The 24508-nt window shown below is 34.1% G+C and carries 23 protein-coding genes; 4 read left to right on the top strand and 19 right to left on the bottom strand.

From position 1 onward, the window contains the following. Positions 1–30 precede the first annotated feature (30 nt). The 8 genes from EL158_RS03125 to EL158_RS03090 form a co-directional block, all read right to left on the bottom strand. Entirely contained in the window at positions 31–225 is a 195-nt protein-coding gene (locus tag EL158_RS03125; protein ID WP_004277083.1) for a putative motility protein, read from the bottom strand. 69 nt (positions 226–294) lie between these two features. Beyond that, positions 295–684: a flagellum-secreted nonflagellar protein FspA gene (gene fspA, locus EL158_RS03120; RefSeq protein WP_027304313.1), complete on the bottom strand. Its 390-nt coding sequence runs from the start codon at positions 682–684 to the stop codon at positions 295–297. A gap of 42 nt (positions 685–726) precedes the next feature. Then, positions 727–1527: a thiamine biosynthesis protein ThiF gene (thiF, locus tag EL158_RS03115; RefSeq protein WP_034956007.1), complete on the bottom strand. Its 801-nt coding sequence runs from the start codon at positions 1525–1527 to the stop codon at positions 727–729. Next, a complete protein-coding gene (thiS, locus tag EL158_RS03110) occupies positions 1524–1715 on the bottom strand; it encodes a sulfur carrier protein ThiS (RefSeq protein ID WP_027304315.1) in 192 nt (63 codons plus the stop codon). Before thiS ends, thiF begins: the two co-directional genes overlap by 4 nt. Before the next feature lie 57 nt (positions 1716–1772). After that, positions 1773–4892 (bottom strand): type ISP restriction/modification enzyme, encoded by a 3120-nt coding sequence (locus EL158_RS03105; protein ID WP_027304316.1) that lies wholly within the window; start codon positions 4890–4892, stop codon positions 1773–1775. Further along, positions 4892–5989 carry a succinyl-diaminopimelate desuccinylase gene (gene dapE, locus EL158_RS03100; protein ID WP_027304317.1) on the bottom strand — a complete coding sequence of 366 codons (1098 nt, stop codon included), beginning with the start codon at positions 5987–5989 and terminating at the stop codon, positions 4892–4894. The genes EL158_RS03105 and dapE overlap by 1 nt, the downstream gene beginning before the upstream one ends. A 3-nt stretch (positions 5990–5992) precedes the next feature. After that, complete coding sequence (locus EL158_RS03095) at positions 5993–6592, bottom strand: LysE family transporter (RefSeq protein WP_027304318.1); 600 nt, start codon at positions 6590–6592, stop codon at positions 5993–5995. Then, positions 6585–7277, bottom strand: coding sequence for an SIR2 family NAD-dependent protein deacylase (locus tag EL158_RS03090; RefSeq protein WP_027304319.1), 693 nt, complete (start codon positions 7275–7277; stop codon positions 6585–6587). Before EL158_RS03090 ends, EL158_RS03095 begins: the two co-directional genes overlap by 8 nt. 51 nt (positions 7278–7328) lie before the next feature. Here EL158_RS03090 and EL158_RS03085 point away from each other — a divergent pair, with 51 nt between their 5' ends. Genes EL158_RS03085 through EL158_RS03075 form a run of 3 tightly spaced genes read left to right on the top strand, consistent with a single transcriptional unit; the run spans position 7329 to position 12343 of the window. After that, positions 7329–8594 (top strand): TolC family protein, encoded by a 1266-nt coding sequence (locus EL158_RS03085; protein ID WP_027304320.1) that lies wholly within the window; start codon positions 7329–7331, stop codon positions 8592–8594. Further along, positions 8591–9334, top strand: a complete 744-nt coding sequence (locus tag EL158_RS03080) for an efflux RND transporter periplasmic adaptor subunit (protein WP_027304321.1) — start codon at positions 8591–8593, stop codon at positions 9332–9334. The genes EL158_RS03085 and EL158_RS03080 overlap by 4 nt, the downstream gene beginning before the upstream one ends. Then, a complete protein-coding gene (locus tag EL158_RS03075) occupies positions 9335–12343 on the top strand; it encodes an efflux RND transporter permease subunit (RefSeq protein WP_027304322.1) in 3009 nt (1002 codons plus the stop codon). A gap of 45 nt (positions 12344–12388) precedes the next feature. Here the strand turns inward: EL158_RS03075 and EL158_RS03070 are convergent, their stop codons facing one another. From EL158_RS03070 to EL158_RS03060, 3 genes are all read right to left on the bottom strand, one after another. Further along, positions 12389–12628, bottom strand: coding sequence for a ComEA family DNA-binding protein (locus EL158_RS03070; protein WP_004277072.1), 240 nt, complete (start codon positions 12626–12628; stop codon positions 12389–12391). A gap of 72 nt (positions 12629–12700) precedes the next feature. Next, positions 12701–13192, bottom strand: a complete 492-nt coding sequence (sixA, locus tag EL158_RS03065) for a phosphohistidine phosphatase SixA (protein WP_027304323.1) — start codon at positions 13190–13192, stop codon at positions 12701–12703. Continuing rightward, a complete protein-coding gene (locus EL158_RS03060; RefSeq protein ID WP_027304324.1) occupies positions 13189–13725 on the bottom strand; it encodes a rhomboid family intramembrane serine protease in 537 nt (178 codons plus the stop codon). The genes sixA and EL158_RS03060 overlap by 4 nt, the downstream gene beginning before the upstream one ends. Positions 13726–13818: 93 nt before the next feature. Here EL158_RS03060 and EL158_RS03055 point away from each other — a divergent pair, with 93 nt between their 5' ends. Continuing rightward, complete coding sequence (locus EL158_RS03055) at positions 13819–14229, top strand: PepSY-like domain-containing protein (protein ID WP_027304325.1); 411 nt, start codon at positions 13819–13821, stop codon at positions 14227–14229. Here EL158_RS03055 and EL158_RS03050 read toward each other — a convergent pair. From EL158_RS03050 to leuS, 8 genes are read right to left on the bottom strand one after another with little or no spacing between them, the layout of a single operon-like run. After that, entirely contained in the window at positions 14226–14909 is a 684-nt protein-coding gene (locus EL158_RS03050) for a 3-methyladenine DNA glycosylase (RefSeq protein WP_027304326.1), read from the bottom strand. The genes EL158_RS03055 and EL158_RS03050 overlap by 4 nt on opposite strands. 2 nt (positions 14910–14911) lie before the next feature. Next, positions 14912–17836 (bottom strand): transcription-repair coupling factor, encoded by a 2925-nt coding sequence (gene mfd / locus EL158_RS03045; protein ID WP_027304327.1) that lies wholly within the window; start codon positions 17834–17836, stop codon positions 14912–14914. Continuing rightward, entirely contained in the window at positions 17836–18228 is a 393-nt protein-coding gene (locus tag EL158_RS03040) for a bactofilin family protein (protein WP_004277066.1), read from the bottom strand. The genes mfd and EL158_RS03040 overlap by 1 nt, the downstream gene beginning before the upstream one ends. Then, positions 18168–19067, bottom strand: a complete 900-nt coding sequence (gene pgp4 / locus EL158_RS03035) for a peptidoglycan metallopeptidase Pgp4 (RefSeq protein WP_027304328.1) — start codon at positions 19065–19067, stop codon at positions 18168–18170. Before pgp4 ends, EL158_RS03040 begins: the two co-directional genes overlap by 61 nt. Further along, the gene (locus EL158_RS03030) at positions 19060–20217 is read right to left on the bottom strand and encodes a Mur ligase family protein (RefSeq protein WP_027304329.1); all 1158 of its coding nucleotides are present in this window, start codon (positions 20215–20217) and stop codon (positions 19060–19062) included. The genes pgp4 and EL158_RS03030 overlap by 8 nt, the downstream gene beginning before the upstream one ends. After that, positions 20204–21586 (bottom strand): hypothetical protein, encoded by a 1383-nt coding sequence (locus EL158_RS03025; protein ID WP_027304330.1) that lies wholly within the window; start codon positions 21584–21586, stop codon positions 20204–20206. Before EL158_RS03025 ends, EL158_RS03030 begins: the two co-directional genes overlap by 14 nt. Further along, positions 21567–22079, bottom strand: coding sequence for an LPS assembly lipoprotein LptE (lptE, locus tag EL158_RS03020; protein WP_027304331.1), 513 nt, complete (start codon positions 22077–22079; stop codon positions 21567–21569). The genes EL158_RS03025 and lptE overlap by 20 nt, the downstream gene beginning before the upstream one ends. Then, the gene (gene leuS, locus EL158_RS03015; RefSeq protein WP_027304332.1) at positions 22076–24502 is read right to left on the bottom strand and encodes a leucine--tRNA ligase; all 2427 of its coding nucleotides are present in this window, start codon (positions 24500–24502) and stop codon (positions 22076–22078) included. Before leuS ends, lptE begins: the two co-directional genes overlap by 4 nt. Positions 24503–24508: the final 6 nt, after the last annotated feature.

The following is a 24508-nucleotide window of genomic DNA, read 5'->3' as shown; positions in this document are numbered from 1 at the left end:
GAAGAAAAAGGCACGAAGTCGTGCCTTAAATTAAGCGTAAATGTCTAGAGCACTTGTTTTAATCGGTGCAGAATCCGTAGCCACCGCCTGTGAAGTCTGCATAGAACCGCTACTCAACCCATCAATAAGTCTAGCCATCAAAGCTTCATTTGTATCCATAGTTTTTTTCAACAAAGAAGTGTTAATCGCCGTCCTTAAAGAAGCATTACTCATATCTGAAATCATAGTCGCCTCCTTTAGCTTAGTCTAGACATCTTCTATATCGACTAAAAATAAAAAAACTTGACACTAAATTTAAATGCTTGTTTGACTTTCTGCCTCACGCTCTCGTATAAGATTACTCACTTCCATAGCCTGTGCGTTTAGAACCATAATCTGCTTTAAAAATAAATCCTTAGTCTGCTCGTCCTTTGCATTTCGCATTTTTGCACTAAGTTTTGCTATCTCGCTTAATAATTCTTGTAATTTTTCATATAAATCAACAAGCTCTTCGCCACCACCTCCTTGACTTGAAGCTTGTGCTTTTTCCTCTTTTGAAAGAGCTTTTTTATCATCATCTTTAGCACTTTTTAGCTCTTGCAAATTTTCTTCATTTGCTTTTTGCGTCTTATCCTGTGGCGTTTTGCGACTTAATTCCTCTTTTAAATTCAAATAGGGCGTATAATTTTTCAAACTAACTTGCATTCTGCCTCCTTTTAAATCTAAATCGACTAAAACGCTAAATCCTTAACTTTCCGCCAAAAGCTCTAAAACCAAATTCGCCTGATGTGCCGCACAGATATTAACACGCGGTGCCATAAGTCCATTACCCACTTTTGCGCCATTGACTAAATCCCCGCAAACATAAAAATTTTTAGCAATCTTTCTTGTTTGTATGGCATTACTTTCACCATAGCCCGCAAGTCCAGAAGCGCAGATTAAAATTTGATTTTCAAAATATTTATGAAAATTTTGTGCTAACATCGCCTTAGCCTCCGCCCTATCAAATGCCTCGCAAACGATTTTTGTATCTTTAAAAAGCTCTTTTATATTATTTTCATCGATTTTGAGAGTATGAATTTCAACCGCCGTGTAAGGGTTAATGTGCGAAATTTGCTCTTTTAAAGCCTCTGTTTTAAATTTCCCTAAATCACTCACATTATAAGCTTGTCGGTTAAGATTGCTCGGCTCTACGACATCAAAATCGATGAGTTTTAGCCCTCCTATGCCACTTCTTGCTAACATTATGGCTATATGTGAGCCAAGCCCTCCAAGCCCACACACAGCAACTTTAGCTAGTTTTAATTTATCGTGAAGTTTTGGGGTATGACGCGCCCTCATCATCGCATCTAAGGCATCGCGAGGAGGCATAGTATTTTTTGCTATGCAAAAAAGCTCATCATTTTCGCTTAACTCAAGCTCCTCTTTAGTGGCAAAACCATTGACAATCCACACATCGCTTTCATTTTGACTTACACTTTTAAAAAAATCAATGCTTGTTTTAAACGCACACTCTACCCATTCGCCATTAAATTTAATCCTCATCATCCACCTCCTACAAAGCTCACAATTTCGGCTTTATCGCCTTTTTTTAAGATTAAGTTTTCAAATTCGCTTTTAGGCACAATTTTACCATTTAGCTCTAGGGCGATTAAATCCGCTCTTAAGCCTTTTTGCTTCACATAATCCGCAAATTTCAACTCTTTTAAATCCAATTTTTCACCATTGATTATCATTTTTCACCTCCAACAAGCATTCAAAAGCCCCCTACATCATCACTTAAATAACAGCTTTTAAATTTCACTAAGCTTTCCTTGAATTTCTATGGTTTTTTTAAGAATTTTGCAAATTTTAAGTAAGTGTTCTAGCTCCTCTTTGGTGCAAACATAATCTTTTCTATACTTTAGCCACTGCTTTAAAACCTGATAACCTCCTATGGTGTAATTCCAAATTTCAGCACCAATAGGACTTATAGCTAAGTCTTCGTTTAATATGATTTTATTTTCTACAAAACGCTCTTTTTCTTGGTATTTTGCTATTTTAAAATTAGGCTTTTTGCTTTCTTTTAAAAAGATGAAGTCGATTTCATCTTGGGGGATTTCTTGCATTAAGTGAAGTTTTATAAGCTCACTTCCTAGCTTTTCAAAACGCTCAAATTCTTTTACACTTACTTCAAAGCTCACTTTTGGAAAGCCGATTTTAAGGTATTCTAAATACTTGCTTCTATATTTTGGATTATATAAATTCGCATAGATAAAGGCTAGAATTTGCTCCTCGTTTTTATCTTTTAAAATTTTATGTTTTGCTTTATAGGCTAAAAATTCTGGCGTGAAATTTGAAGTTTTTCCATTAATATCATAGAGATAAAGGGGAGTTATGTAAGTTCTACTTCCTATATGATGTCCATCCATAATCTTATTGCTCACAAAAGCTACATTACTAGCATTTATACCTTTTTCAAAACATAAACCTAAATTTTTCTTACTTAAAAAATATTGCATAGTCTCAAATCGTGGGCGTCCTAAAAATCCTTGCCTACTAGAATAAAGCGTGTATTGTGTATCAAAGGGTCGGTAGGCTATCTTAGTGATACGGGCGGGGTTATCTTTAGCTTCATATTCTGCTAAAGTTTTAGAAATGATAGTTTCATCTAAATTTTTAAGTCTATATTTTTGTAAAATTTCATCTTTTTTTAGTATTTTTAAATCTTCTAAAACCTGCCTCATAGCCCTTTCATTAAGCTGTATGGCTATATTATCTCTTTCAGTTGCTATCCCACTACTATAAATTCCAAAAATAGCTCTTTTATCTCCCAAAGCCTTATCCCCCGCTAAAGCCCAAAAGTCTTCATATTCTTCACTTTCAAAGCTTTTTGGCACAAACCAAAAATAAGGCTCATTTGGGCTTAATTCTTCCCACTTAATGGAATTTAAGCCCCTTTGTGAAATATCATCTAAAAGGGCATATTTTTCCGCTCTTTTGAAAATGCCTTTTTGTGCTGTGGAGGCGTAGAAAATTGTAGCACCCTTGCTTGGCTCATTTTTATACTTGATAAACAAGCTAATGCAAACGCCTATTTTAATATCAAAGACATTTTCATCATTTTTAGCGTCCTTATCGCTACCGTGTAAATTTAAGATATAAATTTCATCAAAGCTTTTATATAAGCTCTCTCTCATATTACGGTGTATGCGTCCGTCTAAGAAAGAATTTGGTATGATAAAGCCCATTAAGCCTGTGCTACTGCCCTGCTCTAAAAGCTTCCACTGCGAAAAGCGTATAAATTTAATGTAGTCATTATATAAGGGCTGGATATTTGTCTCGTTTAAGTTCTTTTTGTAAGTCTCTAAAAATTTTAAAATCGTCTCATCTTTATTTTTACTCTTAGCATTGTAAGGGGGGTTTCCTAAAATCACAAGGAGATTTTTATCGTGCTTGACATCTCTAGCCTTTTTCCACTCCGCATCAAGATAGAAAAGAGGTATCTTAAGTTCATAGTGTGCTTGGTTACTTAAATCCAAGGTATTATTAAGATAAATTTGAAAATCTGCTTCATTAACCTTATCATAACCTTTTTTTTTCAAAATCTGCATAAGCTTAAGCCGTGCGACTATATAAGGCACGAAAGAAAGCTCAAAGCCGTAAATGTCCTCTAAAAATTTGTTTTTAATGGCTTCGTTTTGCGTGGCTTGTTTAAAGCTTTCATTTTGAGAAAGGCTGTGTTGCTGTTCTAGGATTTTCTCACATACAAAGGCTAAAAAGCTCCCCGTGCCAGTGGCAAAGTCAAGCACCTTAACGCTTTTATCATTAAAACCCGTTTTGTTAAATTTGCTTTTTAAAAGCTCGTCTAGGCTTGAAACTATCATTTTCACAACGCTTTTTGGCGTGTAGAAAACGCCCCCTTCTTTACGCTTTTGTGTGCCTTTTAACTCATCATAAGCTTTAATAAAATCCTCATAAAGATAAATAGCGATTTGCTCTAGTTCTAAATTCAAAAATTTCGCCATAGTAGGCTTGTCAAGCAAGGCTATGGTTTTTTGTATATTTTTAAGCACTTGCTTAACCTGCTCTGGCAAATCAAAATTTGGCAAACTAAAATAAACAAGCTCACTTAAGGTTTTAAAATTCTTAGGTAAATAAGAGATGAAATTTTGCGTTTCATCTTCGTTAAAAGCAAACTCCTTATTTTCCACAAAAGAAACAAAAAGCCCATAAATCACGCTTTGAGCGATTAAATCACAAAAATCAAATTCATCAAAACCATATCTTTGTATAGCCAAAAAGCTCTCGTAAGTGCGTTTAAAAAATTCAAAAAACCTTTCATTTTCTTTATTTTCTTTTGTGTCGTAAGCCTCTTTTAAGGTCGTGCTAAGATAAAAACTCTGGCTTGATAAAACCTTAATAAGCTCAGCCTTACTCTTAATATTAGCGTGATTTTCCCCATAAAAATCGCTTATAAGGCTTAAGAAAATTTGCTTTTCATTTTCACTAAAAAGCGTAGGATTTAAATTTTCATCAAAAAGCTCACAAACCTTAACCGCCCTATCAAAAGAAAGCAGGATAAATTGCCTATAATTTGTTAAAAGTATGTTGGGACAAAGTTGAGAATAACGACTTAATTGCCTGCTTTTAAGCTCTTTGTTTAAATCTACATCGATATTTTTACACTCTACAAAGCCAACAAGAGCGTTATAGCTTAACTTATCTTTAGAATTGATGTGTTTATAAATTTTAAAATCCGCCCTAGCTACGCCTTTTTCATCTTTGCTTAAAGCTTCTTGTATGATTTTGACATTTTCAATCTTAAGTGCATTTAGCAAATTTTCAAGCGGTGTGCGAAAAGAATGCTCACCAAAATCTTTTGTTTTATAAATTTCTAAAAGTTTGTTTTGATACTCTTCTAAAATTTGCATTAAAAATTCTCCACCAAATCTTTAAAAACCAAACAAAGCTTTTCAAAATCCTCCACACTCACCCTTTCATTAACCGCGTGAATCGTGTCATTTCTCACGCCAAATTCCGCCACATTCACGCCAAATTCCGCAAAAAAGCGTGCATCGCTCGTGCCGCCTTTGGTATTAAGCTCAGGCACAACGCCACTTATTTTTTGCACGCTTTGATTAAGCTTTTGCACGATTTTGCTATTTGCGTCCGTTAAAAAAGGCTTGGAGCTTTGTGTAAGAAAAAGCTCATAATTAAGCCCGTGGCAAAGCTTTTCTATATAATTTCGCACATCTTCAACGCTTGTATCGTTAGAATTTCTAACATTAAGCATTAATCTTAAATCATTTGGCGTTACATTACTCACACCAAGCCCTGCCCTTATGTCGGTTAGGACGATTTTAGAGGGTGCAAATTCAGCACTTCCGGGGTCTAGGTCAAATCCTGCTAAAAATTTCAAAACAGGTGCAAAGTCGTGGATGGGATTAATAGCTTTTTCAGGATAGGCGGCGTGCCCTTGCTTACCTCTAATTAAAAGTTTGCCATTAATTGAACCGCGTCTGCCTATTTTAATGCTATCGCCAAAGCTTTTCACACAAGTAGGCTCTGCGACTATGGCGTAACCAGGAAGCATATTTTTCTCCTCCATAAATTTTAAAAGCTCCAAAGTGCCATATTTCGCCTCGCCCTCTTCATCACTTGTAAGCAGCAAAGAAAGACGAGAGCCTTTAAAATTGGCATTTTTTACAGCACTCACAAAGGCAGCAACCCCACTTTTCATATCTTGCGAACCCCTTGCATAGATAAAACCCTCTTTTTCCACAGGCTCAAAAGGCTCATTTTCCCAGCCCTCTCCACTAGGCACGACATCAATATGCCCTCCAAAGGCTAAATGCTCGCCCTCATCGTTAAATTTCTTAGTTAAAAGTAGGTTTTTAACCCCCTCTTTTTCGATGAAAAAAGCCTCAAAGTCCTCAAGCTCTAAAGCGATGAAATTTAACGCTCCGTCATCATTTGGCGTGATGGATTTAAATTTCAAAAGTTCGATTAAAAATTCCTTAGCGTTCATTTTCTATCCCCAAAAAGTTTTATAAAGTAAATTTAGAGCAAAATATTCTATAATCAAAGCTGAAAAAACATTGATATAGTATATCACTTTCGCCTTAAATAAATGGCTGAATTTCCCCACAAAAAACGGCAAAGCCAAAATCCAAATAAAAATGAAACTCACAAGCCCTAGCGTTAAGGCTATGGGATATTGATTACTCACACTAAGAGAGGCAAAAGAAAGCCAAAAGCCTATGACATAGGGATTTAAAAGATTTAAAAACAAGCCCTTTAAAAAGCTTTTTGCGTAAGATTTATCAATTTTACTTTTTTGAATTTCCAAATTTTCTGGCTTTTTTCTAAGTGTCAAAAAGGCAATATAAGTAAAAAAGCAAAAACCAAAAATCGCTAAAATCTTTAAAAACCAAGTTTGATTTAAAAAATGTAAAAGTCCAAAATTTAACAAAGTTAAATAAAATACATCTCCCATTAAAGCCCCAAATCCTACAAAAAAGGCACTTCTAAAAGAAACGAGTGCATAAGAAAGCGTAAGCAAATTCACAGGTCCAAAAGGCACAGCCACACCAATGCCTAGCAAAATGCCGTCTAATAAACTTTTAAACACTTAAAAACTCCTCTACATCTAAAATAATTTTATCCACAGCACTTAAAATATCCTCTTTATACACCTTAGTAAAACAAGCCTCCAAGCCCTCATCACTCTCAAGCAAATTTAAAATGCTTTTTTCACACATCTTTGCATAATGCCCCACAGGTAAAACCACCCCACTCGTGCCTATGGCTATAAATAAATGCGTTTGCTCTAAGAGCTCGTAAAGCCTTTGATACTCGGGCGCTTGCTCTTCAAACATTACGATATTATGCCTTAAATTGGCACTTTGACAAGATGGGCAAGTTTTATTTTGTATGCTTTCATAGCCTATGTTAAAAACTTTTTTACATTTTAAGCAACGAAGCTCTGGTAAAAAGCCGTGTAGGTGTATCACGCCCTCGCAATTTGCGCGTTCAAGTAAATCATCGACATTTTGCGTTAGCATAAAGATATTGTGAGGGAATTTAGCCTTAAGCTTTGCTAGAGCAAAATGTGCATAATTTGGCTTAACCCTAGCAAGACTTGCACGGCGAAGGTCATAAAAATCTAAAACTTTTTGAGGATTTTTTCTAAAACCTGAAGCAGAGCAAACCTCCATTACATCATACTCCTCCCAAAGTCCGTCATTGTCTCTAAAAGTCTTTAAGCCACTTGGTGCGCTAAGTCCTGCACCGCTTAATATCATTACATTTTTCATCGCAAAATTCCATTAAAAGAAAAATTTATTTAAAGCGTATTATAATAAATTATGAAAAAAATTAATAAATGCCTAGTTTTAATCCTAACGCCACTTTTTTTAAAAGCCTCAAATTTAAATGAGCTTATAGAGCTTAGTTTGCATAATGAAAGCTATCTTATTAAAGAGCTTCAAACGCTGCAAAGTGTAGCACAAAAAGATGCGGCTTTTAGGGCGTATCTGCCAAATTTAAGCCTTAGTTCTGGTTACATAGCAAATAACAAAGACCGCGCACTTACAGAGCCTAATGAAAGCCTTTTTTCAAGACTTAGCTTAAATTTCTTACTGTATGACGGAGGCAAGAGAGAAGCACATATTAAAAGCTTAAAATTACAAGAAATTCTAGCAAGGCTTGATGAAAAAGAGCAAAAAAACCTCCTTGCTTTAAATGCGGCTACGCTTTATTTTAACTACCTTAGCCTTGAAGAATTAATCAAAGCTGGAGAGCAAAAAAAGACCTTTTTAAAGCAAAGCTTAACAAGACTTGAAAGCTTTTATAATGCTGGACTTAGTGCTAAAGATGAATTAGAAAGCATTAGGGCGAAGTTTCACTTGGCTTCTTTAGAGCTTTCTCAAAGAATTTTAAAGCTAGAAAATATCAAAAAAGAGCTTTTCATCCTTACAGCAAGAACTTTCACTCCACAAGGAAAAGCAAGGCTAAAAGAGCCACAAAAAACGCAAAGTCAAAACGCTAAAGTTTTAAAGGCTAGAGAACAAATTGACTTAGCAAACGAGGGAGTAAAGGCTGCTAGAGCGGAGTTTTTTCCTAAATTTTTCGTGCAAAATCATTTGAGTTTTTATGATAATCATCACAATCCAAAACTCCCCACCCCCTATCAAAACTTAGCCTCAGCAATGTTTAGCGAAAGTGGAACGGCAAATCAAATTATGCTAGGCTTGGAGTGGAAAATTTTTGATTTTGGCACGAGAAATAAAGAGCTTGAAAATAAGCGTTTGGCTTTGCAAATTCAAAGAGCAAATTATGAGTTGCTTAAAAGACAAAATGAAGAAGAATTAAGCTATTTAAAGAAAAATTTAGCCGTCTTAAAAGAGCAAATTGAGGCATTAAAATATAGTCTAAACGCAGCGAATTTGGCTTTTGAAAGTGTCAATAAAAAATATAGTGCTGGACTTTGCTCTTATGTAGAATATTTACAAGCCTTAGAGCTTAAATTTAAAGCAATGAGTGATTTAGAGCTTGCTAAAAATGAGTTTGAAATCACTAAGGCAAATTATTATTTTACCGCAGGATTTGACTTAAGTAAGGAAATACAATGAAACAAATTTGGCTTCTTTTTTTATTTAGCCTTTCTTTTGTGAGGGCGGAGGAGCTTTATGCGAGTTTTAATGTCGAGGCTAAAATGCAAAGTCGATTAGTCCTTGAAAGTGTGGGTGTAGTAGAGCAAATTTTTGTCGAGGTTTCGCAAAATGTTAAAAAAGGCGATTTAATCCTAAGTCTTGATAGCAAAAGCGAAAAAATAGCCCTTCAAAATGCTAAAAACGACCACGCTCTAGCCCTAGTAGAATTTCAAAATGCACAAAGCAAAATGCAAAAATTTAAAGCCGTGCGTGAGGTAATTGACAAACAGAGCTTTGAGGATATACAAAGTGCTTTTAATGGTGCTAGATTAAGACTTGAAAAGGCAAAATTAAACATTGCCTATTATGAAAATATCCTTGAGAAAAAAAGGCTAGTCGCCCCTTATGATGGGATAATTGCAAATAAATTCATACAAGTTGGCGAGGGCGTGGGAGGCGTGGGGCGTGTTTTGATTGAAATTTTTTCTTATCCTGATGTAAAGCTTATTTTAAGCTTTGATGAGAAATTTAAAGATAGGGTCAAGCTTGGACAAAAATTCCTCTATAAAATTGACGGGGAACAAAAACAAAGAGAAGGCAAAATAGCCCTTATCTACCCTAGCATAGAGCCTAAGACAAGAAAAATTTACGCCGAAGTTTATGCTAAGGATTTAAAGCCCGGACTCTTTGGCGAGGGTCAAATCATCATAGAGGATTAAATGTATAAACTAGCCATTAACCGACCCATAAGCGTTTTAATGCTCTTTTTAGCCTTAGTGATTTTTGGTTTGCTTTCCGCCTTTAATATGAATGTCAATTTATTCCCAAATGTGAGTATCCCTCTTGTGAAAATCACCACAAAAATAAGCGGGGATTTAAATTTCGTAGAGTCTAAAATCACAAAAGAAATCGAAAACGCCATTAGTGAGATAGATGGGGTAAAGACGATTAACTCGGTAGCTTATGATAATTTTAGCGTTACTATGGTCGAGTTTAAATTAAGCAAGGATTTAGAAGTCGCCGCTAATGATGTAAGGGATAAAATCGGCACCCTTACTCTTAGCGTAAAGCCTGAAATAGAAAAGGTGTCTTCTGACTCTGGCACTTCTATTTCACTTTTTTTAAAAAGTAAAGATGAGCTTTATTTAATGCAAAGCATTAAGGATAAAATCAAGCCCTTTTTACAAAGAATAGACGGGGTCGGTAAAATAGAAACCATAGGCTACAAAGAGCCTCAAATTCGCATAGAATTAAATCCAAATGAGCTAAGAAAATACCACTTAAATGCCTTAGAAGTAGCCACTCTCATACAAAATCAAAATTTTAAACAAGCACTAGGACAGCTTGAAAACGACAAGCAAAATTACATTTTAAAGGGTTATTTTGAAGCAAATTCTTTAAATGAACTTAAAGAGCTAAGGATAATGCCGGGCGTTTTCTTAAAGGATATAGCGACGCTTTCTTATCTTTACGAAGATGCTAAACAAGTGGCTTTTTATGAGGGTAATGGAGTGCTTTTAGAGCTAGGAAAGATAGCAAATTTTAATACCTTAGAAATGATTGCTAATGTTAAAAAAGCCCTGCCTGTCTTACAAAATAACTTTGAAAATATCGAATTTAGCATTGTTTATGATAAGAGTTTAAATATCCACAAACACCTTTCTAGCGTAATTTTTGATATGATTTTAGGTGTATTTTTAACTATAATCATCGTTTTTTTATTTTTACGCAATTTAAGCGCGACTTTAATCGCTTGTATCGCTATCCCAAGTTCGATTATTTCAACCTTTTTCATTATAGACTTGCTAGGCTATGACTTAAACCGCCTCACCTTTATCGCTCTTACTTTAAGTATAGGAATTTTCATCGATGATGCCATAGTTGTGATAGAAAATATCGCTAAAAAATTAAAAGAATATCCCGCTTTAGAGGCGGCTTATCTTGGCATTAGCGAAATAGGCTTTTCGGTGCTTAGCATTAGCGTTGTTTTGCTATGCGTTTTTGTGCCTATTTCTTATATGGATACGATTCCGGGCTTGTTTTTTAATACGCTTGGCATTAGCGTAGCTTCTGGGATAGTAATTAGCTTTTTTGTGTCCATTTTGCTAATACCCTCACTCAGTGCTAGGTTTTTAAACCCTAAACAAAGTGCTTTTTACCAAAAAAGCGAAGTGTTTTTCACAAAAATGGAGCTTTTTTATGAAAATTTGCTTTATAAAATTTTAAAAAATAAAGGCAAATTCATACTCATAAGCTTCGCTTTTATCATCATTAGCTTTGCTTTAGCCTTGAAAATAGGACTTGACTTTTTACCTATGGAAGATGATAGCGAAATTCAAATTTTAGCTCAAAGCAAAAAAGACTTAAGCCTAGAGGCGATGAAGGAAAAAGGGCTTCAGCTTCTTAGTGAAATTCAAAAAGATGAAAATGTCGCTTACGCCTTTTTGCTTGTAGGCTATGAGGACGCAAAGGACGCCACTAGAGCTAAAATTTATGTCAAATTAAAGCCACTTGGAGAAAGAAAGCTTAGACAAAATGAAATTGTCAGTCTTTACCGCAGTAAATTTAAAGATGAAAGTTTGAATATCAAAATTTTAGAACTGCCTAAGATTGACGGCGCTGGGATTGATGATCCTGTGCAGTTTTTAATTTTAGGAGAAGATTTAAAAAGCCTTGAAATGGCGACCTTAAGGGCAAAAGAAGTATTGCAAAAAGAAAAGAGAATTGTGGATATTAATGACAATGCCAACCTTAAAAAAGCCGAAGTGAGCCTTAGAATCAACAAAGAAAAAGCCAAACTTTTAAATGTCGATCCTAAATATATAGCGGGGGTTTTGAGCTATTCTTTTGGGGAACTTGTGGTAGGAAGTATGGATAGGGGAAATTTCAAAGATGACATTATTTTAAGCTTTGATGAGGCTTTTAAAAAGGATATTAAAGCCCTAGAAAAAATTAGTATTAAAAATAACCAAGGCGAAAATTTAGAGCTTTTAAGCGTGGTGGATTTTGTCTATAATGAAGACCTAAAAAACATTTATCATTATAATAAAAATCGCAGTGTCAAAATCACAGCCGCAACTAATGACATTTCTTTAGGTGCGGTTAAGAGCCTACTTTTGGAGCATATGGACGCAATTTTAGGACAGGATAAAAGCCTAAGTTACGCTTTTTCAGGCTTTATTAATCTACTAAGTGAAACAATTCAGGGTTTTGCTTTTGCGATATTTTTGGGAATGATACTGATTTATCTTGTTTTAGCCGCACTTTATGAAAGTCTTATTTTACCGCTTATCATTATGATAACAATGCCTCTAGCCTTTGGTGGGGCTTGTGTGGGGCTGTTTATCACGGGGCATAATTTTTCTTTATTTGTGCTTATTGCCATTATTTTGCTTTTTGGTATGGTGGGGAAAAATGCTATTTTGCTTGTTGATGTGGCAAATAAACAAACTCATCAAGGTTTAAGTGTCGATGAAGCCTTGATAAAAGCTGGAAAAATGAGACTTCGTGCCATTTTAATGACAAGTTTTGCAATGATTTTTGCGATGTTACCACTCGCACTTTCAAGGGGCAGTGGTTACGAAGCAAACGCACCTATGGCAATAACCATTATTTTCGGGCTTGTTAGCTCCACACTTTTAACCCTACTTGTCGTGCCAGCCTTGTTTGAATTTTGTTATAAACTTGATACTAAATTAAGAAAAATTTATGAAAGAAAGAAAATATAAATATAGATTTTGGTAAAAGCTTACCAAAATCACAGCCTAATAAAACTACTCCACAACGATAGAATCTTTTAATTCTTCAAAAGTTTTTTCGCCTATACCCTTAACCTTTTTAAGCTCTTCTATACTTGTGAAATTTTGTTCTTTTCTATAATCTAAAATCGCTCTCGCCTTGGTTTCTCCTATGCCTTTTAAGCTTTTTAATTCTTCAAGCGTAGCAGTATTTAAATTCACAGCCGCAAACAAAAAACTCGCTAAAGCAAACATTAAGAAAAATATTTTTTTCATCTTTTCTCCTTTTAATAAAATTTCTTAATCTTACTTAAAAAATTTTAATTAAGAGTTAATTATTCCTTAAGTCTAATTCTCCTTAAGTGGCTTGATATGCTCGAAAAATACAAGCTTTGCACTATGCTCTTTTAAATCCTTAAAGCTCTCACACTCAAGGCAAAGCATAGAAGAGGTAGGAAAAGAGTGCAAACAAAGAGGGCTTAAAAGCTCACAAAGCTTTAAAAGGGCAGGATTATGCCCTACCAAAAGCACATTTTCCACACCCTCATCTAAATTCTTTAAAAAAGCAAAAAGCCACATTTCATCTGCTTCATAAAATGCAGCGATTAGGTCAATTTCTTTTTTATCATAAGCATAATTTTTTGCTATTATTTTTGCAGTTTTTTTAGTCCTAAAAGCAGGAGAAGCATAAATTCTATCCCACTTAATCTCATATTTTTGCAGTCTTTGCAAGAGGATTTTTAACTCATCTTTTCCCTTTTTTGTAAGCTTTCTGCTAAAATCATCTATTTTGATTTCTTTTTCTGCTTTTGCGTGTCTTAAAATATAAATTTTTTTCATCTTTTTCTCCTTAAAAATGCCAAAATATAACCGCTAATAAAACCAAAAATATGCCCATACCAAGCCACATTAATCCCCATAAACAAAGGTAAAAAGCTCATCAATAAAATAGCCACCACAAGCCCTTTTGTGCTAGTTTTATCCAAAAAAGCATAAAAGCCCATCAAAACGCAAATCGCCCCACTTGCTCCCACTAAAAAAATTTTTTGCCCCCAAAATTCAAAAGCAAAAAGTAGATAAAAAGCACTCAAAAGCGAGGTTATAAGCCCCCCAACAAAATAAAGCAAAGCAAATTTCACACTTCCCATATAGCTTTCTAAAATCCTACCAAAGCTAAAAAGCACTATCATATTAAGCACAAGATGAGTGAAATTTCCGTGTAAAAACATAGAGCTTAAAGGCTGCCATAAAAAATTTTCCTTAAAAAATAAAAGATTAAGAGAAAAATACAAATCAAAAAGATCCGTATCAAAAAACCAAGTTTGCAAGATAAAAATAAGCCCGTTTAAGATGATTAAAGCCCAAGTTATCACCCTATAACTCCTTTAAAATATATTATTTTCTCAAATTTCACATAAAATTCACTCAAAAGCACTATAATTTTCCTTAAATTCTAAGGAAAATTAATGAAAATTATAATTCTTATTTTAACACTTTTTTTAAATTTAAAAGCTGATATCATACTTTCTCCTCAAAATTTACCAAATACCATAAAAGAATTTTTGCAAAAAAATTTCAAAGCCCAAGTTAGCTTAGCACAAAAAGATGATGATGTTTATGAAATAGCATTAAATGACGGCACGGAGCTTGAATTTGATATAAGTGGCGAGTGGAAAGAAATCGAAGCAAGAGGCACGGCGATAAGCTATGAAGTGTTACCGCCTCACATCGCTAGCATTTTAAAAAATGAATTTAAAGAAAATGCAATTAAAGAAATTGAACGCAAAATTAATTATTATAAAATCAAATTTTACAATAATTTCGAAATCATCATAGACTTTAACGGCACGATTTTAAGGCGTGAATATGATGATTAAAGCATTTTTAAAGACTTTATCCAGTCCTCACCCTTCTCACTTAACTTTTTGCCTCTAAAAGCTACTTTACCAAAGGCTATGATTAAAGCGTGATAAATTTGATAAAGCTCGTAAAGCTCGTATTTTCTTCCTAAAATTTGACATAAATTCCGTCTCTCTTGCTCGATACCATTTTGAAAAAATTCTCTTAAATCCTCATAATTTTCTAACTCGTAGCCCAAATGCAAAGCCAAGCGGTAAGTGTAATTATCCACGACTAAAATTTCTCGTTTGCAAAGATAATTTAATATCCCATCTACACTCTCATATCCAAGCCCCTTAATGCCTAAAAGCCACTCTCTACTTACATTTTCTTTAAAGCTTTTCATATTATCAAATTCCTGCAAAATAGCCTCCGCCAAGCCCTTTAATCTCTTAGCCTTAGTATTGTAAAAACCACTTGGCTTTATAAGTTCTGCTAAGGCTTTGCTATCTAAATTTACCACTTGATTTAAAGTTGAAATTTGGGCTTTTTTGCAGTTTTCTAGGGCTTTTAAAACATTATTCCAATTTGTATTTTGCGTCAAAATTACAGAAATTAAAAGCTCAAATTCGTTAAGCCCCCTGCCCTCAAGCCAGTCAAAATCCTGCCATTTCAAATCAAAACTTAAAAGTTTTTTAAAAATTTCTGCCGAATTCATCATTAAGACTTTCTTAAATATACCAAAATAGCCTCTAAAATATCATCTTCATCTTTGCTTTTAGCCTTGATGACTTCTTTTTCATCATTTATTTTAATAAGCTGGATATTTTGCATATAATTGCTAATCGCCTTAAATTTCCCACTGGCTAGAATTTTAATGCGAATGAGTGCTAGAAATTGCTTAGTATAAACATCAAGTTTGCCAAATCTATCCTCAATTTCCGCTTCAATCTCATAAAGCCTAGAATTATCCTCACACTTGCTAAGACGGCGATAAAGCTCTAGTCTTAAGCTATCTTCGTTAATAAGCTCAGGATTTAAAAAGGCGTTGATATTAAGCTTTAATTCAAGCTTATTTTCAGACACGCTTTCATTTTTACTTAAGGCATTTAACTCATCTTCAAGCATTTTAAGATAAAGGCTATAACCAATTTGCTCTATATGTCCGCTTTGGTCAAGCCCTAGCAAATTCCCACCCCCTCTTATCTCAAGGTCGTGATAAGCCAGTAAAGAACCCGCCCCAAGAAAAGAATTACTCTCCAAAGAAACAAGCCTTTTTAACGCCGCCTCGCTCAAATTTGCCTTATCCTCCACTAAAAAATAACAATAACCCTGCTTATTACTTCTACCGACTCTTCCTCTAAGCTGATGTAAATCAGCCATTCCAAAACGCTCACTTTTTTCAATGATGATAGTATTGACATTGGGCAGGTCTATCCCGCTCTCCACTATAGAGGTGCATAAAAGTAAATCATAAGCCTTATTTTCAAATTTAAGCATCTCTTCTTCTGTGGTTTTAGCGTCTATTTTAGAATGTAAAATGAGAATTCTTAAGTCTTTAAAAAGGCTTTTTAGGTGTTTTTCACACTGCTTAATGCTTGCGATATGATTATGAATATAAAAAATTTGCCCACCCCTTCTAAGCTCTCTTAAAATAGCCTCTTTAAGAAGTGCGTCCTCGCTTTCTCTTACAAAACTTCTTACATCAAGCCTATCTTCTGGTGGGGTTTGTAAAATGCTATAAGATTTAATGGAGCTTAAAGCTTGATTTAAGCTTCTTGGTATAGGCGTAGCAGACATTGAAAGAAGATGGGAATTTTGCGAAAATTCCTTAAGTTTTTCTTTTTGCTTAACGCCAAATTTATGCTCCTCATCGATAATCACCAAAGCGACATTTTCACACTCAACGCTCAAAAGCGCATGTGTGCCGACAACGACACAAGGCGTATTATTTTTAAGCTCTTCTAGCAAATATTTTTTTTCTTTAGCACTTGTAAAGCGATCAAGCTTAAAAACTTTAAGGTCAAATTCCTCAAAACGCTTTTTAAGACTTTGATAATGCTGGTGCGATAAAAGCGTGGTTGGCACGAAAAAAAAGACACTAAAGCCACTTTTTAACACAGGAAAAATGGCGTTCATCGCTACTTCTGTTTTACCAAAACCCACATCTCCGCTTAAAAGCCTATCCATAACCCTAGAGCTTTTAAAATCCTCCAAAATATCCTCACAAGCCTTAACTTGATCTTCCGTGTAAGAAAACCCCGCCCTTTGGACGAAATTTGCTTGTGCCTCTAGGTCAATCATTATTTTTTTGGGCTTAATGAGTGCCCTTTTTGCCGCCATAGCAATGATTTGCGAAGCAAGGGCTAAAAGCTTGGTTTTAAGCCTTTCTTTTAGCTTAATAAAGGTGCTTTTTCCAAGTTTATCAAGTAAGGGTATAGCACCCCCAACGCCCAAATATTTATCAATCATATAAAGATTTTCCACAGGTAAGAGTAATTTATCATTATTTTGATATGAAAGTGCAACAAATTCCTTTTTAGCACCCGAAATATTTAGCAATTCAAGCCCTAAAAATTTTCCCACTCCATAATCTTCATGCACGATAAAATCACCAATTTTAAGCTCATCTAAAATTAAATTTGCCTTGCGTTTTTGCCTTTTTTTATCTTTTTTATTTAAAGAAAGTATAATCTCATCACTACTAATAACATTAAGCCTTAAAGTGCTTTGTTTAAAAATAATATTTGACATATCAAGCTCAAGCTGCTTAAAAAGGGCTTCATTTTGTGCTAAAATGGTAATTTTTTTATTTTGATGTAAGGCGAAAAAGTCTTGATTATAAATGCTTTGTAAATCTCTATAAATACTAGCTTCTGGTAAAATTCTTGCATTAATAAAATCAACATTTTCAAAGCTTGCGTCAAATTTTTTAATACTTTTAAAATCAAGCTTTAAATAATCCTCAAAATCATCAACGCACCAAAAACCCAAAGAATTAATATCCTTAATCAAAGCCTTACTTTCAAAGCCTTCCAACTTTTCCTCAAATTCCTCATAAGCACTTTTAGAAAAATGGCTCAAAAATGGGCAAATTTCAAGCTTGTCAAGCTCACTTGGGATAGATTTTTGCGTGGCTAAATCAAAATATCTTATGCTTTCAATTTCTTCTCCAAAAAACAAAATTCGCACAGGATTTTCTTCATTAATACAAAAAATATCAAGCACCTCTCCCCTTAAAGAAAGCTCTCCCTTATCTTGCACCATATCGACAAATTCATAACCCAAACGCAAAAATTCATCTTTTAAAAGCTCCACATTAAAAGGCTTGGTTTTATCCAATATAAAGCCTTGCAAATGCCTTTTTGATGGAAGTTTTTTAAGAACACTTGCTAGAGGGGAGATGAGAATTTTTTGAGTGTTTTCTTTATGATAGGCGTTTAAAACCTTACAAAGCTCAAAAAGCTCTTTAGAAAAAGCGCGTAAGTCATCGCCAAATTCCGCCCTAAAATCGGGCAAAACGAAAGTTTTTATCCCAAAAAAGGCACTTACTTGGGCAAGTAAGTCTGCTTCTTTTTCATTTTCACAAAGTAATAATTCGCAAAAATTACCCTTTTTGAGATATTCAAAAAAAGACGCTTGCATTAATCAATGGTATTTTCTATCATTCTCACAGGCTCATCTTCTTTAATCTTAGAACTACCATTAAAACGCCCTCCGCTTTCTATGGAAATTTCTTTAATGACTATATTTCCGCTTACAAATCCACCCGCTAAGATTTCAAGACTATTTGCCTCAAGCTCACCCTCAAAAACGCCATTGACGACTATTTTATCGGATTTTAATTCGCCTTTTAAATTTCCATTTTTACCGATGACAACTATGCTTTCTGAATGGATAATGCCATTTAACTCCCCATCAACATGAAGCATAGAAGCGAAATAAAACTTACCCTCAATTTTAGCACCAGATGAAATTACTGTTGTTTCCGAGCTTGGATTTGCTGGGCTGACACTGCCTTTATTAAAGATTGCCATGGAACTCTCCTTTCTTGATTAAAAAATTCGTTCATATTTTTTCTTTTGAGATTGAGAAAATATAAAGGTTCTAAGGTTTTATTGATAAAACGCACTTCATAGTGTAAATGCGGACCAGTCGAAAGCCCCGTATTACCAGTATAACCTATCAAATCCCCCTTATTGACAAAATCTCCTGCCTTAACCACATCTTTACGCATCATATGCGCAAAAACGCTCTTAAAGCCAAAATTATGAAGTAAAATGACATTATAACCATAGCCATTATTACTATATCCTGAAAACTCAACCACCCCACTAGCCGGTGCATAAATAGGCGTGCCAATGCTTGCAGCTAGATCAATGCCTGGATGAAATTCCTTGCGTTTTAAAATAGGATGTTCTCTCCAGCCAAATTTACCAGTAACGCCCTTATTAGTAATAGGCCAGCCATTTGGAATTTGATTTAAAATGCCTTGTTGCTGGTCATTTGTAAGATTAAGATTTTCAAGTCTTGCACTAATAGTAAGATTATTTTCATTTTCAAGCCCTAAAGCCTCTTCAAAAGAAGCGATTTTATCCTCTATAACGGCATATTGTGCAGCTTTTTCATCGAGACTTTGTTGCATTGTCATATTAAGCGTTTCAAGTTCCTTGCTTTTCTTAAGCAATTCTTCTCTTTTGGCATCTAACGCATCGACTTTACTATCTAAATATTTAATATAAAAACCGCTAGAGATTAAAAATAAAAACACAAAAGCGATAATATATAAGACAATTTTTTTAATAATTTGATTAAGATAAAAATGTCTTGAACCATTAATATCCGAAATGGTAATGGTAAATTTATTTTTAAGCACCATAATCCTTTAAAAACTTTTCCACTAAGATAAAAGAGCCAAAAACAAGAGTTTTTTTATCTTTATCAAGCTCTTTAAATTCTTCACATTTTATATTAAGCTTTTCGCAAAGGTCAAAAATTTGCTCATTTGCCAAAGCTCTAGTTTCATTTTCACATTTAAAAACCATAATTTTAGCACTGATAGGCTTTAATATTTTTAAAATTTCAAAAATTTTTTTATCTAAAAAGCTATTATAAACAATTTCCAATTTTTCGCCTTTAAAATATTCACACAAAGCTCTAGCTGCTAAGACATTGTGCCCCACATCAATATAAAGATTTTCCTTTAATTTTTCAAGGCGTCCCCTCAAATTTAAGCTAGTTAAATTTTGCAAAGCTTTGATTGTCTGCGATTTTGAAAGTAAAATTTCGCAAGCTTTTAAGGCAAGTTTAAGATTATTTTCCAAAAAAAGAGGCAATTTAAATTTATTTTTATAAAGCTCTAAATTTTCCAGCAAATCAGGACTTAAATCTCTCAAAACACACAATTTAGCTCCCTTTAAAAGGGCGATTTTTTGAGCCATTTTAAGAATACTTTCATTTTGATTTGTGCTAATTAAGGCTTTTTTTGCCATAGTTTTCAATTTCGTTCTTGCGATTTTTTCTAAAGTATTTCCTAAAAACTGCTCGTGGTCATAATCAATTTGCGTAAAAATACTTAAACGCTTCTTAAAAACAGAAGTTGCATCATACTCCCCACCAAGTCCCGCTTCAAAAATGATAAAATCGCATTTTTCAAAAAGCAAAGCGGCTAAAAAAGTGGCGTATTCGAAATAGCTTAATTTTTCCAAATCCTCTTGCAAAATAAGACTTAATTTTTGATGCGTTTTTTCGAGTAAATCCTCATCAACTATACCTTTTTTAAGGTAAAATCTCTCTTTAAAATCAAATAAATGTGGGCTGCTATAATGTCCCACTTCATAACCTAAAATTTCTAAAAGTTGGGCTAAAAAACGCCCTGTGCTACCCTTGCCATTAGTGCCGACAATGTGAATAATGGGTGGCATTTTAAAATATTTTTGATATTTTTCCAAAATTCTAAAAGCGACAAAGGGGTCTATTTTACTATAAAATTCACCCTTTTTTGCTAAAAATTCACTCAAGCTCATCGTTCATTTGCTTTGACAATTCTTCCAAAATACACGCTTCAGGCTTACTTGCTTTATCCATAAAAGAAACGCTAATTTTAGGGCGTATCACATCTTGCTTATAAATAAATCTAAAATTTTCAATAGTTTTTAAATTTTGCTCCACCAAATTTGCAATTTCCGCTTTATCTCTTCCGGGAGCTATGATAAGATAACTTTTTTCATCCATCATCCATAGCTCATCAAAGTCCCCACAACTTTCTTTTAAAATTTTCTTAAATCTGACAAAAATCTCATTTAAATTCCCCATTCCATACTTTTCCATTATGAAGCGGTAATTGCTAATTCTAAAAAGTGCTAAAGAGTAATTGACCTTGTATTTTATAAAATTTTCATCAAGCTTTTCAAGTTCTTTTACGACACTCCAGCTTTCTCTCTCTTCTAAATTTTGTGCAAATTGAATTTGTGAATTAAGGCTTGAAATTTTTTCATTTAACTCACTAAATTTAGCTTTTAAATCTTCAAAGCTAAGTTTTACCTCGCCTTTTTCATCAGGGTAAAGTCCATCGACAAAATCTAAATTTTGCTTATTTTGCTTACTTAAAAGAAGATAAAGCTCATTAATTTTTTTAAGATTTTCATCGAAAAAATTAAGATTTTTTTGCACATACATATTATCAACAACAATGCGTCTATTCACAAATTCGCCAAGTTCATTTTTAAAATTTGTCTCGTTTAAAATGCTAGGCTTAGAATTTAAATTTGCAACAAAACCCTGAATTTTTAAGTCTTCAACTAAGCTTGGATTTAGACACATTGCAATAAGTTCGGCAAAACGCTCGAAGGTTCTTTGATTTAGCTTTTCAACAAGCTTTTTGATTATAAGCTCATAATCATCATAACGACCAATATTTAAAGAGCGAAGCTCTTTATCCACGCCTTCATCTTCATAAATGCGTTCTAATTCCTTCCATTTTTTATCAAGCAAATAAATACTCTCACTATCCATCGTTTTAGAAATTCTTATCGATGTGATTTTAGCTAGGTCCTTGATTTTCTTATCTTTGCTGACTTGCAAAGCTTTAGAAATCGTGCTTAAAAGCTCAAAAAATTCGCTAAATTGCTTACCACTTTGACGATTTAATACAGAAATCAAAAAGCTAATAAACTCCTCCAAAGTGCGAATAGGCTTTTTCATAAGCTCACTTTGAAAATGCGGCAAAAGCAAGGCTTGATATTTTTCTATCTTTGCCTTACTTGCACTTTTAAAGCCTCTTTTTTGAGAAAGCTCTTCGAAAATTTCACTATAATTTTCAGGAGTTGGCTTAAGCCCCCTTTCTTTGAGAGCTATAAGCGTCTCTTTGGCTAATTCATTGATATTTATCATTATTTTTAGCACCCCTAATTGCGATTACAGAAATAAATTCATCGAAAGCCTCTTTTGAAGCTTCCCTTATAGCCATTTGCCTTGCAGTATCACTTATGATGCTATTGGGCGAAATATCAAAATTATAACTTCCGCTTGTATTAAAATTTTCTTCACCGCCATCTTTAAAAAGCACATAAAAATTTAAATTAAGTCTAGCTTTATATTTAATCACATAACCATTTTTATCATAAATGAGTGGGATAAATTCCAAATGATTCATCGAGACATTGATAATATCATCAGCCTCGTGCTTAAGGGCTAATTTTCTACCAAGTTTAGAGATGACCATTTCCTTTAGGGTATCAGCGACAAAAATGCTATTTTTAGGATCATAAGGACTAAGCTCAACATTAACATAAACTTTTTCATCAAATATATTATTCGCAAGTTTTGAAGTCGGCACATATCCACAAGCGGCTATAAAAAGGGTGATAAATGAAATTAAAATTTTCATTTGACCACCAAATTGACAAGAGAATTTGGCACATAAATTTCTTTAATCACACTTTTTCCCTCAAGCCATTTTGCGACCTTTTCTTTAGCTAGTTGAATAATCTCATCTTGTTTTAAAGAAGCACTAACTTCGATTTCAGCGCGTTTTTTACCATTAACGCTTACACCTAAATTCAAGCTATCTTTCACAAAAACTTCAGATTTTAATTCTAACTTTTTGAAATTTTCAAAATGAAATAATTTTTCGCTTAATTCAAAGCAAATATGAGGGATAATAGGCTCTAAAATATTTAAGAGTATATAAAAAGCCTCCCTTTCTAAAGCTTGATTTTTACAAGCTCCAATAGCATTTAAAGCCTCCATACAAGCAGCAATTAAGGTGTTAAAAGCAAAACTTTTAGTATAAACTTCTTGCGATTTTTTCAAAGCTTCATAAACTTTTAATCTTGCATATTTTTCTTCCTTACTTAAAGCCACTTGTGAAATTTCTTCTAATGCTCCACCTTCAAGCTTTAAAGCCCTATCATAAAGACGCACTATAAAACGATACGCACCCTCTAACGCATCATCATTCCACTCAAGCTCTTTTACAGGCGGTGCGGCAAAAAGTATGAAAAGTCTAGCCGTATCTGCACCATATTTTTTAATAATATCATCAGGATCGACAACATTACCTCTTGACTTACTCATCTTCATTCCTTTTTTTAAAACCATGCCCTGAGTCAAAAGCCTAGTAAAAGGCTCATCACCCTCCAAATAGCCAAGATCTCTTAAAGCCTTTTGAAAAAATCTCGCGTAAAGTAAATGCAAAATAGCGTGCTCAATCCCACCAATGTATTCATCAACACCTAGCCAATATTTTACACTTTCTTTATCAATGCCAACTTCCTGCCAAGTCCTCTCATCACTCGCAAAACGCGCATAATACCAAGAGCTTTCAAAAAAAGTATCCAAAGTATCACTTTCTTTTTGTGCCTTTCCTCCACACTTAGGACACACACAATCTTTCCAAGTAGGATGCTTATCTAAAGGATTACCCTCACCTGTAATTTCTACATCATCAGGTAATAAAATAGGTAAATTTTCTAATTTTTGCGGCACTATACCACACTTTTCACATCTTACCATAGGCACAGGCGCACCCCAATATCTCTGCCTTGAAACGCCCCAATCGCGAATTTTATAGTTAATAACTCTTTTCCCTAACTTTTCTTTTTCAAAAAATTCTATGATTTTATCTCTAGCTTCATTACAATCTAAGCCACTAAATTCCGCACTTTCTAAAAGCTTTCCCTCTTTTTGAGCATGAGGTAAAGTCATTGCCTCAATGACCTGTTTGATAGCTAAATCATACTTTTTAGCAAAGTCAAAATCTCTTTCATCATGTGCTGGCACAGCCATTACAGCTCCACTTCCATAATCCGCTAAAACAAAATTTGCCACCCATACAGGAATTTTTTCTTTCGTTAAAGGATGCAAAGCATAAATTCCTAAAAAGCACCCCTCTTTTTCAGCACTTTGCCTTTCTTTTGGGCTTTGATTTTGCATTTTTTGAATTTGACTAATCATTTTTTCATCTAAAAGCCTTTTGCGAAGTAAATTTTGCACGATTTTATGCTCGGGTGCTAAAGCCACATAAGAAACACCATAAATAGTATCAGCCCTTGTGGTAAAGACCTCAAAACTAGCTTCATCAGCCTTTTTAAAACTTTCTTCATCGAGCCAAAAAGCAAATTCCAAGCCCTCACTTCGCCCTATCCAATTTTCTTGCATTGTTAAAACTTGCGTAGGCCATTTTCCCTTCAAGCTTTCAAGCTCTTTTAAAAGCTCCTCCGCATAAGCAGTGATTTTAACATAATAGCCGGGCATGACCTTTTGCACGACTTCATGCCCACAACGCCAACATTTACCATCTTCAACCTGCTCATTTGCTAAAACGGTTTGGTCATTTTCACACCAATTCACTCTAGCTTCTTTAGTATAAATCAAGCCTTTTTCATACATCTTAATGAAAAATTCTTGCTCAAATTTCGTATAAATAGGGTCAGAAGTAGCCAAAATTCTCTTTTTAGAAAAAGAAAATCCCAAAGAAAAAAGTTCTTTTTTCATATAGGCTATATTTTCATAAGTCCAAGTTTTAGGGTGAATTTTGTGCTTAATCGCAGCATTTTCAGCAGGCATACCAAAGCTATCAAAGCCTATAGGATGCAAGACATTAAAGCCCATTTTCCTATAATACCTAGCTAAAGCATCTCCTATGGCATAATTTCTCACATGCCCCATATGAATACGCCCACTAGGATATGGAAACATAGAAAGTATATATTTTTTAGGCAGAGTAAAATCATCCTTTGGCTCAAAAGCTTCACTTTCTTGCCAAATTTTTTGCCATTTTTGCTCTATCACACTTGCTTCATAAGCCATTTGTTC

Origin of the sequence: Campylobacter upsaliensis (assembly GCF_900637395.1) — a bacterium.
GTDB lineage: Bacteria > Campylobacterota > Campylobacteria > Campylobacterales > Campylobacteraceae > Campylobacter_D > Campylobacter_D upsaliensis.
The sequence above is the reverse complement of the archived record's forward strand: the minus strand, read 5'-3'. Positions and strand labels throughout refer to the sequence as shown.

Excerpts from the sequence above, each read along its gene's own strand:
- EL158_RS03125 (WP_004277083.1), bottom strand. The coding sequence starts at position 225 with ATGATTTCAGATATGAGTAATGCTTCTTTAAGGACGGCGATTAACACT.
- fspA (WP_027304313.1), bottom strand. The coding sequence starts at position 684 with ATGCAAGTTAGTTTGAAAAATTATACGCCCTATTTGAATTTAAAAGAG.
- thiF (WP_034956007.1), bottom strand. The coding sequence starts at position 1,527 with ATGATGAGGATTAAATTTAATGGCGAATGGGTAGAGTGTGCGTTTAAA.
- thiS (WP_027304315.1), bottom strand. The coding sequence starts at position 1,715 with ATGATAATCAATGGTGAAAAATTGGATTTAAAAGAGTTGAAATTTGCG.
- EL158_RS03105 (WP_027304316.1), bottom strand. The coding sequence starts at position 4,892 with ATGCAAATTTTAGAAGAGTATCAAAACAAACTTTTAGAAATTTATAAA.
- dapE (WP_027304317.1), bottom strand. The coding sequence starts at position 5,989 with ATGAACGCTAAGGAATTTTTAATCGAACTTTTGAAATTTAAATCCATC.
- EL158_RS03090 (WP_027304319.1), bottom strand. The coding sequence starts at position 7,277 with ATGAAAAATGTAATGATATTAAGCGGTGCAGGACTTAGCGCACCAAGT.
- EL158_RS03085 (WP_027304320.1), top strand. The coding sequence starts at position 7,329 with ATGAAAAAAATTAATAAATGCCTAGTTTTAATCCTAACGCCACTTTTT.
- EL158_RS03080 (WP_027304321.1), top strand. The coding sequence starts at position 8,591 with ATGAAACAAATTTGGCTTCTTTTTTTATTTAGCCTTTCTTTTGTGAGG.
- EL158_RS03075 (WP_027304322.1), top strand. The coding sequence starts at position 9,335 with ATGTATAAACTAGCCATTAACCGACCCATAAGCGTTTTAATGCTCTTT.
- EL158_RS03070 (WP_004277072.1), bottom strand. The coding sequence starts at position 12,628 with ATGAAAAAAATATTTTTCTTAATGTTTGCTTTAGCGAGTTTTTTGTTT.
- sixA (WP_027304323.1), bottom strand. The coding sequence starts at position 13,192 with ATGAAAAAAATTTATATTTTAAGACACGCAAAAGCAGAAAAAGAAATC.
- EL158_RS03055 (WP_027304325.1), top strand. The coding sequence starts at position 13,819 with ATGAAAATTATAATTCTTATTTTAACACTTTTTTTAAATTTAAAAGCT.
- EL158_RS03050 (WP_027304326.1), bottom strand. The coding sequence starts at position 14,909 with ATGAATTCGGCAGAAATTTTTAAAAAACTTTTAAGTTTTGATTTGAAA.
- mfd (WP_027304327.1), bottom strand. The coding sequence starts at position 17,836 with ATGCAAGCGTCTTTTTTTGAATATCTCAAAAAGGGTAATTTTTGCGAA.
- EL158_RS03040 (WP_004277066.1), bottom strand. The coding sequence starts at position 18,228 with ATGGCAATCTTTAATAAAGGCAGTGTCAGCCCAGCAAATCCAAGCTCG.
- EL158_RS03030 (WP_027304329.1), bottom strand. The coding sequence starts at position 20,217 with ATGAGCTTGAGTGAATTTTTAGCAAAAAAGGGTGAATTTTATAGTAAA.
- lptE (WP_027304331.1), bottom strand. The coding sequence starts at position 22,079 with ATGAAAATTTTAATTTCATTTATCACCCTTTTTATAGCCGCTTGTGGA.
- leuS (WP_027304332.1), bottom strand. The coding sequence starts at position 24,502 with ATGGCTTATGAAGCAAGTGTGATAGAGCAAAAATGGCAAAAAATTTGG.